Genomic DNA, 14,272 nt, shown 5'->3' with positions numbered 1-14,272 from the left:
TCCTAAACCAGATAGTTACCGCGAAAGGAGTCGCAAGCATGGCAACTAAGCTCACCCCCTTGCATGACCGGATTGTGGTCCGGCGTGTGGAGGAATCGGAAACCACCCGTGGGGGCATCATCATCCCCGACACCGCTAAGGACAAGCCCCAGGAGGGTGAAGTCATCTCCGTCGGCAAGGGAAAGATCAATGAAGACGGCAAGGTATTCCCCCTGGATGTAAAAGCAGGCGATCGCATCCTGTTTGGCAAGTACGCCGGCACCGAAATCAAGATCGACGGCGAAGACTTCCTGATCATGCGGGAAGAAGAAGTGCTCGGCATTCTCGAGGGCTCGCACAAAGGCAGCAAAGAGCATGCCGGAGCGCGCAAGTAGGCAGGAGCGGCCGGTGCTGGCGTGACCGCACCCGGACCTAAGAAGGCGGAATCAACCCGCCACGTATCTGCAGTTCAGACCGCGGCTTTGAGCCGCAAACACATTTGAAGGAGATTGGAAAACTATGGCGAAGCAAGTAGTGCAAGGCGAGGAGTCGCGTCAGGCGATTCTCCGCGGCGTCAATGTGCTGGCCGACGCCGTGAAAGTCACGCTTGGTCCGAAGGGCCGCAACGTGGTTATTGAAAAGAAGTTCGGCTCTCCCACCATCACCAAGGACGGCGTCACGGTTGCTAAGGAAATCGAGCTGAAGGACACGCTCGAGAACATGGGTGCGCAGATGGTCCGCGAGGTTGCCTCGAAGACCTCCGATGTTGCTGGCGACGGCACCACCACCGCAACCGTTCTGGCGCAGGCAATCTTCCGCGAGGGCGTCAAGACCGTTGCTGCCGGCGCCAATCCCATGGCTTTGAAGCGCGGCGTCGAGAAGGCGGTTCAGGCGGTTTGCGGAACCTATGACGAAGAGCACAGCAAATGGAATGGTGGAAAGCTCAATGACCTCTCCAAGCCGGTCGCTGGCGACATGAAGGCGATCGCGCAGGTGGGCACCATCTCCGCCAACAACGACGAGACCATCGGCAGAATTATCGCCGAGGCGATGAAGAAGGTCGGCAAGGATGGTGTGATCACGGTGGAAGAGTCCAAGACCATGGAGACCCAGCTCGATGTGGTTGAGGGCATGCAGTTCGACCGCGGCTATCTGTCGCCTTACTTCGTGACCGATCCGGAGCGGATGGAAGCCGTTCTGGAGAACGCCTACATTCTGATCCACGAGAAGAAAATTTCGTCGATGAAGGACCTGCTCCCGCTGCTCGAGCAGATCGCTAAGGGCGGCAAGCCGCTGGTCATCGTCGCAGAAGACGTGGAAGGCGAAGCGCTGGCAACTCTGGTCGTCAACAAGCTGCGCGGAACGCTGCAAGTCTGCGCTGTGAAAGCTCCTGGCTTCGGCGATCGGCGCAAGGCCATGCTGCAGGATATTGCGATCCTAACCGGTGGCAAAGCTATTACCGAAGACCTCGGCATCAAGCTGGAAAACGTGCAGATCAGCGACCTCGGCCAGGCCAAGAAGGTTACCGTCGACAAGGACAACACCACCATCGTTGAGGGTAAGGGCAAGCAGGCCGAGATCGAAGGCCGGGTGAAGGAGATCCGCAGCCAGATCGAGAAGACCACCAGCGACTACGACCGCGAGAAGCTGCAGGAGCGGTTGGCGAAGCTAGTCGGCGGAGTTGCGGTGATCAAGGTGGGCGCGGCAACCGAGACCGAGATGAAGGAGAAGAAGGCTCGAGTCGAGGATGCCATGCACGCCACCCGTGCTGCGGTTGAGGAAGGCATCGTTCCCGGAGGCGGCGTGGCCCTGCTGCGCTCAGCCGAGGCGCTGCACTCGATCAAGGTTGAGGGGGACGAGCAGATCGGCATCAACATCGTGAAGCGGGCGCTGGAAGAGCCCCTGCGCCAGATCGTCGGCAACGCCGGCGAGGAAGGTGCAGTCGTGGTGGGCAAGGTGCTGGAGTCCAAGGACGTCAATTTCGGTTTTAACGCCCAGACCGATAAGTTCGAAGACCTGGTCAAGGCTGGCGTCATTGATCCAACTAAGGTGGCCCGCACGGCGTTGCAGAACGCGGCTTCGATCGCCGCTCTGATGTTGACCACCGAAGCCCTGGTCTCGGAGATTCCGGAAGAGAAGAAAGCTCCGGCAGCTCCCGGCGGCCACGGCATGGGCGACATGTACTAAGAAGAGCTGACCGGCTTGAACCGGTGTGAAGGCCTGCTCCTCGGAGCAGGCCTTATTGTTTTGAAGTTGTCAAAACCGCCTTCCCACACCCAAATCAAGCAGGCCCTTGTGCATTTCTTGCCAGATGGGCTTTTCGATTTCGCTAGGTGAAATCGGGCTTGTACTGTATCCTGAGATTGCGTTTGACCTGAAGCGGTTGTGAGCAACTCCAAAAGAGTTCCTGCCCTGCAGTACCCTCCGGTTCTTCTCAACGTATTTCAAGCTAACAAAGGATGTGTGTAACAACATGGAACAAGGAACAGTAAAGTGGTTTAACGATGCCAAGGGTTTTGGCTTCATCACCCGTCAAAGCGGCGAAGATGTATTCGTGCATTTTTCCGCGATTCAGTCCAGCGGCTTTCGCAGTCTGCAGGAAGGTCAGGCGGTACAGTTCAGCGTCACCAAAGGCCCGAAGGGTTTGCAAGCGGAAAACGTTCAGGTTCTCTAGCCCGTTTCCCAAATGGCAAAGGGCGGCCAAGGCCGCCCTTTCGCATTGCTCATCGTTTTTGCTTTACGGTCAGGACAGCTGGTGTTTGATCCGGCTAGGGACGGGTTATCCCCGTCAGTGTAGACAGTTCAAACTTCACCCCATCTCACTTCGCCCGATCCCCGATCTTACTTGACCTACTTCACCGTGTCGGCGGTTTTTTCGGCGCCCTTCTCCACTCCGTGCCCTACATCCTGGGCGCCCTTCTTCACGCCGTGGCCCGTCTTCTTCGCGGCTTTCTTGGTGTCGGTGGCTGCGTCTTTGCTCGCGTCAGCAGTTTTGTCTGCCGCCTTTTCGGTGGCGTTTGCCGTCTTATCGGCGGCTTTCTTGGTATCGCTGCTCACATCCTGCGCGGAGACCAAAGAAACCACGCCAAGCACGAATATTGCCAACACTGTTGCCAATGTGCGTTTCATTTCGGTTTTCCTTTCCGGATTTCGGATATGAAGTGGGTGAGAAGATTAGAGCACGACAGCAGGATGTGCGGCAATCCCACCAACAAGTACCAAGAGCTCTTGCGTGATCTCGAAACACGGAACGATTACTTCTGATCACCCGATCGTACTTCTCACTTCCGCGATCACCCGATCTTACTTAACCAGATATTCCATGGCCTGCTCACGAGTCTTGAACAGTGGAATCTCGCGGGCTGAGAACGTGCGCAGAGAATCGTGCAAGGCCTTGGGCAGGTTATCCGTCACCACCCAGGCAGATCGTTTCAAATGTGGGCGATTGCGCGCCGCATCCACCTTAATGTGCTCTACTACTTTGCGATTCAAAGTGGCCTGGCTGAAATCAGAGAGCAGGAGCACCGATCCCAAAGGTTCTTTCTGAATGAGATTGGAGGCGTAATCGGAGTCCGACATTACTTCCTTCGCGCTGGTGCCGGTGTGATCGATCAGCAGGATCCGGTGACCGAGATGATCGATAAAACGAACCCGTTCCATCGCCGGTCCTTTACGGGCTGCGGGAAAGGACCCCGTGTCGCCGAGAGCCAAAGCAGCCTCCTGGAGGTGCAAAGTTTACTGCATCGCGGCAGCTGCGCAACAAGCTTTCTTGGCGAGCCAGAAGCCAGGGTTTCTTCGGATCTATATCATTGCTTTTGCCTCACAGAAAAACCCATAAACCGAATTTCACCGGTAGGAAAAGAATCCTCCCTGCCTGCCAGCGATAGCTGATTTTCGCTGGCAATGATGACGAAGTCTGGTAGTGTTTTTGGGGAAAACTGACCTTGGCAAGGCTCGGTTAGGCCGCTCTGAGCTTGGGCCAGGCCACTCAGCGAGGCTTGCTCCGCTGATTACAAATGGCTTTGCGGCCATCGATATTAACCTTCCGGCCGGAACCGGCACTCGACATCGAGTGTCGCCCTCTCAGGAGAATTCTTATGGGATTGATGGACCAACTCACGGACGTCCTCAAGCAATATACGGGCGGTAGCGCGACCCAGTCCGGTGATGTGACACAGCACTTCGAGCAGGCAGCGCAAGCCATGCCCTCCAGTGCTATCGCGGACGGCCTGGCCGCTGCCTTCCGTTCCAATCAGACACCGGCGTTTGGGAACATGCTGAGTTCCCTGTTCGCACAGTCCAATGGGGATCAGCGGGCCGGCATGCTCAATCAACTGATTGCCTCGGTCGGGCCCGGTGCGATCACATCTCTTCTTGGTGGCGGAGCGTTGGCAGGACTCCTTGCGGGCGGCAATCAGATCACCGCAGCACAGGCCCAGCAGATTTCGCCGGAAGCGGTGCAACAGTTGGCGGAGCACGCCGAGAAGGCGGACCCATCCATTATCGACAAGGCCAGCGCGTTCTACGCCCAGCACCCGGCACTGGTGAAGACGCTCGGCGGCGCCGCGCTTACCATCGCCATGGCGAAGCTGGCGCAACGGCAATCGCAAGGGTGAGCAAAACGCCTTAGCGCAACGGGCACGAAGGAATACTAAGGAAAGAGATCTAGTGAAGGGCCAACTATGGCCAAGAGCGTAGCCGTGCATCTTTAAGAGCTCTTGGCCTGAGTTTCAGACTCCTTCGTGGTCTTTTGGGTCCTTCCGGGTAGTCTCGGTTCTGCCGAAAAAGCTTCCATTCCCACGGAAATTCCTGCATGCCCGACTTCCGCATTCATCGCACAACTTACTGAGGCTAGATGGGTTTAAAGGGTAGGCACCTTGGCAGCAAAGTTGCTTTCCTTAGTGTCAGGTTCTCGAATCTTAGGAGTGCCCGATGTCTGAAGAACGCCCTCAGATCCAGGTTTCTCAGCGCACCATCTCGCCTGCGATTGCCTTAGTTGTCCTTCTCGCACTGATATGCTCGATTGCTTATGGGTTTTATCAGCATGGCATGGCTAAGCAGCTGGCGGCGCAGAACGATCAAATCAATACGGCGCTGAAAGACACGCACAGCCAGATCGAAGCGCTCAACGCCCGCCTGAATTCGCTCACCGTACCTGTTCAAGCGAAGCCTCTGCCGCGTGCGGCTTCTTCCTCACAAGCTCGGAGCCTTAAGCCTACGGCGTCGCGTCACCGGCAAGCTGACGATCCGCGCTGGAAGCAGTTCCAGTCGCGTCTGGATCAGCAGGGACAGGATATCCAGTCCACTCGGCTTGATCTGGCAAGCGCCCGCACCGAATTATCGGGATCGATCGCGAGGACCCACGGTGAGCTAGTGGCTTTGCGGAACAAGGGAGAGCGCAACTATTACGAGTTCGACATTAACAAATCGAAAGAGTTTCACCGCGAAGGGCCGGTCGGGGTTCGGTTGCGGAAGGCCAACACCAAGCATAAGTATGCCGATCTCGACCTACAGGTTGAAGATGCCGATCTTTCCCAGAAGCACGTGAACCTGTACCAGCCCGTGATCTTCTATCCGGCTGACAGCCGCCAGCCGCTGGAGCTGGTCATCAACGCCATCAGCAAGGATCACATCCACGGGTACCTGAGCACTCCCAAGTACACCGCTGCCGAACTGGCTGCAATGGCTCCGGCTGACAATGCTTCCAACAGCGCTTCCGGGAATGATTCCTCCGGCAGCGCTGCAACACAGTCCGCGTCCAGTACGCCCGATACGACCACAGTGCATCGGCAGCGCCTGGAGCCGCCGAGATAGGCCGTTTGCATTTTGGGAGCGGTCGCCTTAGACCGGGACCGGTCTTAATTCGCGCGCCAAGGTCGATTGGGAGCGCTGTCGAGAGCCGTCAGACAACGCTCCTTCTTGCAAGACCGTTCCAGATTGCATGATATGGATCAGCCCACTGGTCCCGCAAAGCTCTGTATTGGACACGCTATAAGCGTCCATCAGCGGAACTGGTCTTGTATTTCCATTTTCGCTCATGCAGGATTCAAGCCTGATGTCATGAGGAACCGAAGATCGACAACACTGTCTTATTGGCTTCCTTGGCAAGATACTCAGGAGGAGCATTGGACTCTTTTGCAGGTCCTAGAATTGAGCGGCTGACGTTTGCATTTCTCCTGCTTGTTGCAGATTCAGTTGCTCAAGCTCCAAGTCCCGCCGTTCTTCATGTAGGCGACCTCCAAGTGCAAGGCAGGACGCTTAAGCCATACAACAACCAGTGGCACGTTTCCCTTCATAAAGTGGACGGAACTCCGCTCGCAGAAAAAGCCGTGTGGAAGGACGAATTAAGACTGCTTCAGAAAGCGGGATCGGAACAACTGGAGCGCACTCAGACTGCGGTGTTTACCAAAGATGGATTGAAGGTTGGCGAGACGAAAACGGTGAACGTATGCGACCGCAACACGCTCGCACCCATCAGCCGCTACTACTCAAGGCACGCCAGCGTGCCTGGGCAAGAGGAAGAAACCCAAGTTGAGTTCCACGGGCGTCAAGTGCGATTCAGCCAAAACAAGAATGGGTCCAATTCGACGAGCACCCAGGAGCTATTGGAACCAGTTTTCGATTTCTTTGGGGGTATGTATGGGATTCTATTGGCTGCACTTCCTCTGAAGCGGGGATTTGCGGGACAACTGCCATCCCTCGACGAAGATGGACCACGTCTGGAATGGATAACGTTTCAGGTAGGCGATCAGGAAGAAGTTGAAGCCGGTCAGCAATCCAAATTGCGGGCTTGGGTTGTGAATGCAGCAACCAAACAGGGTCCAATGAAGTTTTGGATTAGCCCGGCTCCTCCTTACATCATAAAGCTGGAATACACACAGAACGATGCCGGCCTGGTTTGGACGTTTAGCATGTCTTAGGACCCCTTCGAGACGCTCTCGACAAAAAATCCTCGCCTACCTCCATTTTTCCCCGCCAGCGCGCATCTAACCGGGTTAAATAAGAAAACTGGATCTTGAGGATTCTCCGACTCTTATGCCAAGGCCCTGGCATCGGCTTGTGATTCTGTGTCTGTTTGTGCCCGCCGCGCTTATGCGCAGCCAGCAAGTCCCCACGTTTTCCGCCAGCGTTAAAGTCGTGAATGTGCTGGCCACGGTGCGCGAGAAAAAGGGGCCGATCGTCAAGAATCTAACGAAGGACGATTTTCTTTTGGAAGAAGACGGACGCCCACAGATGGTTCGCTACTTCGCCCAGGAGACCAATCTCCCGCTCACCCTGGGCCTGCTTGTGGATACCAGCCTCAGTCAGCGGCGGGTGCTGGAGCAGGAGCGTACCGCTAGCTACAGTTTTCTTGATCACATGCTGCGCGAGAAGGACCTGGCCTTTGTCATTCACTTTGACCGGGAAGTGGAATTGCTTCAGGACCTCACGCCTTCGCGGCAAAAGCTGGAAGCGGCGCTCAGCCTGCTGCAGACGCCCGAACCCATGCGCCGCAGCGTCAGCACAGGCGGGCCGTGGCCCGGGCCGGGTCCCACGGGCGGGCCGGTCCCGAGTGGCGGCCATCGCGCGGCCGGTACCTTGCTCTACGATTCCGTCTATCTTGCCTCCGACGAACTCATGCAGAAACAGGAGGGTCGCAAGGCCTACATCATCCTCACCGACGGGGTGGATATCGGCAGCAAGCTCACCCTCGAACGTGCAATCGAGTCCTCGCAACGGGCCAACACCATTGTGTACAGCATCCTGTTCTCCGACGAATCAGCTTACGGCAACCCTGGCGGCTTCGGCGGGCACATGGGCGGTATGGGCCGTCACGGCGGATACGGGTATCCTCGATTCCCACAGCCTCAGCACGCAGACGGTAAGAAGGTACTGGAGCGAATGTCAAAGGAAACCGGCGGCCGCATGTTTGAGGTTTCCAAGAAGCTGCCGATTGACCAGATTTACGCCCAGATCGAAGAAGAGCTGCGCAATCAGTACAACCTCGGTTACACACCGGAGCGCGCGGCGGGGACCGCTTCGGGCTACCACAAGATCCACGTGGCTACTAAACAGAAAGACCTGATCGTGCAGGCGCGAGACGGATACTACGCCGAACAGTAGTGCGGATTACACTCGTGGACACGATCCTCCCAATGTAGATTGGACTCTACGGTAAAGACCGTATAGCCTCGTCGTGTCGGCGGCCTCTAGCATCAAATTTCGACGGAAGAATTCAGGCTTCATTCTGATATGAGCACCACGGAAATCCCTGCCTCCTCCAGTTCGGCGTCTGCGTATCCGCCGTCAACCGCATCCGCGCATGTTGTCCAGTTTTACGGGGCTGATGAAGCTCTGATGGAGAACTTATTGCGACTGGTGGGCACCGCGCTGGTCGAGGGCGATGCAGCGGTGGTGATTGCTACGCAGGCGCATCTCAAGGAACTCGCTGCCAATTTGAGCTCTCGCTGTCTCGATCTCACTCAGGCCTTGCAACAGGGCAGCTATGTACCGCTGGACGCATCGCAAACGCTTGCGGAATTCGTGGTGGATGGCAGGCCTGATCGGGCCCGGTTCCTTGACTATATGGGAGGAATCATCGCGCAGGCAGCCAGGAGTTCGGGTAAGGAGCACCCGCGAGTGGTTGTCTTTGGAGAGATGGTTGCATTGCTGTGGGCGGACGGCGACTCGGAAGCGGCGATCCAGCTCGAGCAGTTATGGAACGATCTGGCGAAAGGCCAGCCATTCGTTCTGCATTGTGCCTACCCCCTCGCGGACTTTTACCGTAGCGAGCATTCTGAAGCTCTACAGAAAATCTCCGCCGAGCACACCGCGGTGCTACCTCATGAGAGCTACACTGCGCTGACCGACGAAGGCGCACGGCTTCGCACGGTGGCCCTTTTACAGCAGAAAGCACAAGCCCTTGAACATGAACTTGTCTTGCGGCAATTCGAAGCGCGCTTCCGGCTCTTTGTGGAAGCCGTTCAGGATTATGCCATCTTCATGCTCGATGCCGACGGACGGGTAGCCAGCTGGAATGCGGGAGCGCAACGGCTAAAGGGTTACCAGGCCGAGGAAATTATCGGAAAGCATTTCTCCGTTTTCTACCCGGAGGAAGATCTCAAGTGGGGCAAGCCCGATTGGGAGCTCAAAGTCGCCGCCAAAGAAGGAAGGTTCGAGGACGAAGGTTGGCGCGTGCGCAAGGACGGTTCTCGCTTCTGGGCGAACGTGATTATCACCGCTCTCAAAGATTCGGCAGGCAACTTGATCGGCTTCGGCAAAGTCACCCGCGATTTTACCGAGCGCATGCAGACGCAAGTGGCACTGCAGCGCGCGAAAGAAGAACTGGAGAGGCAGGTTGCTGAAAGACAATCGGCGGAACAAAAGCTCCGGGATTCCGAAGCTTCCCTTCGCCGTCTTTCCTTGCATCTGCTGCGCACCCAGGATGAAGAGCGCCGCCGCATCGGAAGAGAGCTGCACGACACCCTCGGCCAATACTTGGCGGCTTTGAAAATCACGTTGGATTCGTTCTCTGCTTCAGCCTCGGACCAGCAGCTCACTGACACGATCGCGGAATGCCTGCATTTGACCGGCGAAGCCATTCGCGAGATGCGCACCCTTTCCTACCTTATGTATCCTCCGATGTTGGAGGAAATGGGATTGAATTCAGCCATTGGCTGGTATCTGGAAGGGTTCACAGAGCGCAGCCAGATTCAAACCACCTTGGAGGCCCCTGCTGACTTCCGCCGCCTTGCTCCGGATGTGGAATTGACCCTGTTCCGAGTGCTGCAGGAAGCATTGACCAATGTCCACCGTCACTCCGGCAGCTCCACCGCGCACGTCAGGTTGTTCGTGGAGAATGGAACTGTGGGGCTGGAAATTAAAGATCACGGGAAAGGGATTCCGCGGGACATGCTCCAGGCCGCGAGCCCCGATTGCCCTACCAGCCGAGGTGTTGGGTTACGAGGAATGAAGGAGCGCCTTCAAGACCTGGGTGGCAGCCTGCAAGTCTTAACCAATGGCGGAACCACGATACGCGCCCTGGTTCCTGTGAAATAGTCCTGCGCACTTCGCAGTTCACATCGCCCGTTCCAGCTTTGCCGCCGAGTCCATCCTGAGCGAGGACCGGGTACACCGACTCCGGTCCGAGTCGAAGGGCCTGCGTCTACCCTCTTGTCATCACGAGCGGCCAAAGGCCGAGGGATCTGCAGTTCTCTTCCCAATAGCTTGACTCGTGACAATCAATTTACATATCAGAGACAACTGACGCACATCGCCAGCCTTAGCCTGCTGTAAATACATTTCGACATGGCGGGTCTTCCCTCCCCCTTCTTTCGGAACCCGGCACATGTCCAAAGCGCATGCCGAGAGTCTTCTGCCGCTCAATGCCTTTCATTTTTCTGGTGTTTGTGGTCCTGTCGAATGCTCTAAGCGATTCCACTCAGAGAAGCTCGCCACTCCACATCAGGGAAATTTCCTTCGCAGAAGCGGCGCCGGTCCTGAAAGATGAAGATGTAGAGAAAGCCATCCCTCCCGAGCTCAGAGATCAGGATCCAAAACGATTGCAAGCCCTGTGGCCGCAGTGGGTAAAAGCACGTGACGCAGAGACCCGCCGCCGGCTAGCCACAGGATGCCAGGACTCACTTGTCAACCTGCTGCTGTTTGGAACGTCATACACTCGCCAGCCGCGCCTCACTCCCGACCGTTTGTGGGCACTCCGAGAGAATCCCGAGACCCGAAATGCATTGTTACAAGGACGGATCCATGATCTGGTGGTAGCGTTGAACCGGCCGCAAAACAACGAGCGTCTTCAATTCATGCGCCGCTTTCTGGAAGCGAAAGGTTATGGGTTTCAGAACCCAGCCAATCAGATCCGCGTCGCAGAATATCTGGTCAGCAGCTTCAAGCGCATGCTCAGCGATGCGGGGGCGTATAAGGAAATGCTCGAGGTAGCCGAGCACCTTCAGGATCCAAATGAAGAATTCGCCCGACGCTCCACTCTTTTTGAGAATCGCGGACTTTCCATCGATACGTCCCTCATGCCCAATTTTGCGGTGGAAGAAGCCCTCAAGCAGGTCAAGCGCGTAAAGCTGGCAGCGCCTGGCGGAGTTCGCCGCATCGGCATTATCGGTCCAGGGCTGGACTTTGTTGACAAGACCTCCGGCTACGACTTCTATCCCGAGCAGACGATTCAGCCTTTCGCATTGATGGATAGTTTGCTCAGGCTGGAGCTGGCTAGTTCTGAAACCCTGCAGGTAACGACGTTCGACATCAGTCCCCAGGTCAACCAACATCTCGCATCGATGGCAGCACACTCCCAGCGAGGACAATCCTATGTAGTCCAGCTTCCACTGGATAACCAGAAGAAGTGGAGGCCGGAAGCCATTCAATATTGGCAGCGCTTCGGAAATATGATCGGCACTTCGGTCGCGCCCCTGCCTCCCCCCAGTGCGGTCGGCAATGTGCGGACGCGGGCAGTCCGCATTCCCCCTGCCATTGCGCAGAAGATCAGAGCGATCGATGCTAATGTGATCTATCAGCGGCCAGAGTTATCCGCCGACGAACGTTTCGATCTGCTACTGGTCACCAACGTCTTGATCTACTACAACGTGTTCGAGCAAAGCCTGGCCATGGTGAACATTGCGCAGATGCTGCGGCCCGGCGGAATTCTGCTGTCAAACGATAATCTCCTGGAAGTCGGAGATACGCCCCTGCACCTGGTCGGCTACGTCGCCATTCCCTACTCCGACCGAAGCGGCGACGGCGATCGCATCCTGTGTTACCAACGCGATTGAGCCAGCTCGTTCGCACTTCACCCGATCGCGCTCCTAACTCGCACTGAGGCCGTGCTACAGTTCTGAAACTTCCCATTGGCAAGGGGATTTCGTGCAGAGCAGCTCTGACCGACTTCTGCTGGTCATCGATCTGGCGGGTACGGCCTTGTTCGCGCTCGAAGGTGCAATGGCGGCCATCCGCGGCGGCCTCGACTTCTTCGGCGTCATGGTGTTGTCGTTCGCCGTGGCCCTCGGCGGAGGAGTGATTCGCGACCTGCTTATTGGAGCGGTTCCACCAGCGGCCATCCGCGATTGGCGCTATCCGGTCGTTGCCTTTACCTCCGGAACGGCCATCTTTTTTCTCTTTCACTACTTTGTCCGAGCCGTTCCGGCTTCCTGGATCATGATGCTGGACGCGGCTGCACTGGGGCTCTTTGCCATCGCCGGTACTCAGAAGGCATTGGCTTACAGGCTCAATCGCCTGGTTGCACCGCTGCTGGGCACGATTACCGGGGTCGGTGGAGGCACCATTCGGGATGTCTTTTTGGCGCAAGTACCGCTAGTCCTTCGCGCGGACGTGTACGCCACGGCGGCGCTGGCAGGATCGGTGGTCTATATCGCTGTCCGCCGATTGAGGATCCCTCGCAGTCTGGCAGCCTTGATCGGTTGGGCAGTCTGCTTTCTGTTACGGGTGGTTAGTGTCTGGCGGCATTGGTCTCTGCCCCGGGTGTTGGAGCCCTGACCGGGCTGAGGTTCCAAAAACGAACCCATCCCAATCTGCACCAATGATGCTGCATAATTCCTTGGAGATTGACTCTCGATCTGCTAAGCTTAACGCTGCGTTACATCTGAAGCGGTCTCAGCATGTTTCTGGCCCCCTCACCGGGCCCCCTGGCGATCAGGGCGTAAGTTACCTGCCTGCAGCACCCTCCGGTTCGTCACGCTATTTCAAGATACAAGGAATGTGTGCAACACCATGGAACAAGGAACAGTTAAGTGGTTCAACGACGCTAAAGGCTATGGCTTCATTACCCGGCAGAACGGGGAGGACGTTTTCGTTCACTTCTCGGCTATCGAGGCGCAGGGCTTTCGCAGTCTGCAGGAAGGCCAGGCCGTGCAGTTCAATGTCGTGAAGGGACCGAAAGGCTGGCAGGCCGAGAACGTGCAGCTCCTCTAAGAGAAGCTACAATTCGAAGGCATGGGGCGGCGCAAGCCGCCCCTTAGTTTTGTTCGATTTCCATGGAAGTAACCTGCCAGCTGGCCATTCTGCCCTTGCCACTGGTCCCTGAACCAAAGGCCAATAAGCCTCTGTAACCTTTTGCCGGTTACCGCCCCGGTCTAACCTACTTCTTGCCCGCCCCCATGGAGTAGTATCATGGCCACTCCCCAAACTCTGGCTCCGTCAGATAAACAGTCGGCAGCATGCGCCTTCGCCCGCAGCCTCAATATCCTGCTTAAACACGTCAAGCTGTACGGTAGCAACCACAAACGCTCCACAGCGCAGTTTGACCAGACCTGGGCAGAATTGGTCACCGCCTTACGCACCAGCGAAGCAGGTTTTCTGCTGGGAGTGGCTGGCGGCAAACTCCTATTGGATGGAGTACCCCTGGAGTCGGGACCCGCTGAGCGCAGCTTTGCTCATCTGATGTCGACTGCGGGAATCTCCAGCATGCACTTCTCACGCAAGACCACGCCGGAGGAGTTTGATCACCTGGTAAAAGCCTTTGCCGCTTCTAAACCGGCAGCTTTGCTGGAGAATCTCAAATCCGCTCTGGAGAATCTTCCTACCCACGGCATTCGGGTGAACGAAATTCGATTTGTAGCTCGCGATGCAGCGGAGGCCGATGTCGCGAGCAAACTCACAGCTAGCGCGCTGGGAGGCGTTGCCGGCCAACTCGGATCCTGGCTCAAGGATCCACGTAAGCTCCTGCAACTGATTTCCGCTGCTTCCGGCACCAAGGGGGGAGGAGAAATCGGCTTCGGTAGTCTCATGGTGGGACCCGGAGGCGGGAGCGGCTCCGGCGATTCCGCGGGAACAGCTGCGGTAGTTTCAGGCAACGACGCCACGACTCCGGCACCGCTGAAAGAGGAAGACGTGTTGGGAGTGATTCGCTTCCTCAACCAGATCGGCAACAAGAATGAGAAGCAGGAGACGGCCGATCCGGTATTCGTGCAGCACGCGCTCCAGGAAATGCCGGCCAATGCTCACGATCTCCTCTACCAGGCATTATTCAAGGCGGCTGCCAACAGCTTTGAGGGCGAGCACGAAGCCCCCGATCTGGTGAAACTGGCCGAGCACCTCGCCATTCGCTTTGCAGTCGAGAGCTTCGAGCGAGGAGATGTCAAGATCGACGCCATTCAGCAGATGATCGAGCGCCTCAGCAAGGAACTCGATTCCCTGCGCAACATCCTCAACGAGCACGAGGACCGGATGGGCAAGCTCGGCATCCTGGTCGAAACCCACGCCGATATTTTGGACCGGCAGTTCTGGGCTGCGGTGCCGGAGTGGGGAAAAAAGAAGGTCTTGCTCTCGCCCGATT

At 56.9% G+C, this 14,272-nt stretch carries 14 protein-coding genes; 12 read left to right on the top strand and 2 right to left on the bottom strand.

Annotation, left to right across the window (positions count from 1 at the left end; genetic code table 11):
* The first annotated feature begins 38 nt into the window (after nt 1-38).
* The 3 genes from groES to VEG30_12585 all read left to right on the top strand — a co-directional run bounded on the left by groES (nt 39) and on the right by VEG30_12585 (nt 2,653).
* Nucleotides 39-374, top strand: a complete 336-nt coding sequence (gene groES / locus VEG30_12595) for a co-chaperone GroES (GenBank protein HXZ80765.1) — start codon at nt 39-41, stop codon at nt 372-374.
* A 124-nt stretch (nt 375-498) separates the two neighbouring features.
* The gene (gene groL, locus VEG30_12590) at nt 499-2,166 is read left to right on the top strand and encodes a chaperonin GroEL (GenBank protein ID HXZ80764.1); all 1,668 of its coding nucleotides are present in this window, start codon (nt 499-501) and stop codon (nt 2,164-2,166) included.
* 286 nt (nt 2,167-2,452) lie between these two features.
* Nucleotides 2,453-2,653: a cold-shock protein gene (locus tag VEG30_12585; GenBank protein ID HXZ80763.1), complete on the top strand. Its 201-nt coding sequence runs from the start codon at nt 2,453-2,455 to the stop codon at nt 2,651-2,653.
* 176 nt (nt 2,654-2,829) lie between these two features.
* Here the strand turns inward: VEG30_12585 and VEG30_12580 are convergent, their stop codons facing one another.
* Nucleotides 2,830-3,108: a hypothetical protein gene (locus tag VEG30_12580; protein ID HXZ80762.1), complete on the bottom strand. Its 279-nt coding sequence runs from the start codon at nt 3,106-3,108 to the stop codon at nt 2,830-2,832.
* 174 nt (nt 3,109-3,282) lie between these two features.
* Nucleotides 3,283-3,690, bottom strand: a complete 408-nt coding sequence (locus VEG30_12575; GenBank protein HXZ80761.1) for a hypothetical protein — start codon at nt 3,688-3,690, stop codon at nt 3,283-3,285.
* A gap of 386 nt (nt 3,691-4,076) precedes the next feature.
* Here VEG30_12575 and VEG30_12570 point away from each other — a divergent pair, with 386 nt between their 5' ends.
* From VEG30_12570 to VEG30_12530, 9 genes are all read left to right on the top strand, one after another.
* Entirely contained in the window at nt 4,077-4,595 is a 519-nt protein-coding gene (locus VEG30_12570) for a hypothetical protein (protein ID HXZ80760.1), read from the top strand.
* 316 nt (nt 4,596-4,911) lie between these two features.
* On the top strand, nt 4,912-5,793 hold the full coding sequence (locus VEG30_12565; GenBank protein HXZ80759.1) for a hypothetical protein: 882 nt from the start codon (nt 4,912-4,914) through the stop codon (nt 5,791-5,793).
* A 428-nt stretch (nt 5,794-6,221) separates the two neighbouring features.
* Nucleotides 6,222-6,899, top strand: coding sequence for a DUF3108 domain-containing protein (locus VEG30_12560; GenBank protein ID HXZ80758.1), 678 nt, complete (start codon nt 6,222-6,224; stop codon nt 6,897-6,899).
* A gap of 115 nt (nt 6,900-7,014) precedes the next feature.
* Nucleotides 7,015-8,082 carry a VWA domain-containing protein gene (locus VEG30_12555; GenBank protein ID HXZ80757.1) on the top strand — a complete coding sequence of 356 codons (1,068 nt, stop codon included), beginning with the start codon at nt 7,015-7,017 and terminating at the stop codon, nt 8,080-8,082.
* 129 nt (nt 8,083-8,211) lie between these two features.
* The gene (locus tag VEG30_12550) at nt 8,212-10,017 is read left to right on the top strand and encodes a PAS domain S-box protein (GenBank protein HXZ80756.1); all 1,806 of its coding nucleotides are present in this window, start codon (nt 8,212-8,214) and stop codon (nt 10,015-10,017) included.
* Nucleotides 10,018-10,343: 326 nt separating this feature from the next.
* Complete coding sequence (locus VEG30_12545) at nt 10,344-11,753, top strand: class I SAM-dependent methyltransferase (protein HXZ80755.1); 1,410 nt, start codon at nt 10,344-10,346, stop codon at nt 11,751-11,753.
* A 91-nt stretch (nt 11,754-11,844) separates the two neighbouring features.
* Nucleotides 11,845-12,474, top strand: coding sequence for a trimeric intracellular cation channel family protein (locus tag VEG30_12540; protein ID HXZ80754.1), 630 nt, complete (start codon nt 11,845-11,847; stop codon nt 12,472-12,474).
* Between the two features lie 234 nt (nt 12,475-12,708).
* Complete coding sequence (locus tag VEG30_12535) at nt 12,709-12,909, top strand: cold-shock protein (protein ID HXZ80753.1); 201 nt, start codon at nt 12,709-12,711, stop codon at nt 12,907-12,909.
* Nucleotides 12,910-13,107: 198 nt separating this feature from the next.
* A partial coding sequence (locus tag VEG30_12530; protein ID HXZ80752.1) for a hypothetical protein occupies nt 13,108-14,272 on the top strand: 1,165 nt, incomplete at its 3' end.

This window comes from Terriglobales bacterium, assembly GCA_035624455.1.
Lineage (GTDB): Bacteria > Acidobacteriota > Terriglobia > Terriglobales > Acidobacteriaceae > DASPRM01.
Note: the sequence above shows the minus strand (reverse complement) of the source record. Positions and strands in the feature narration are given on the sequence as shown.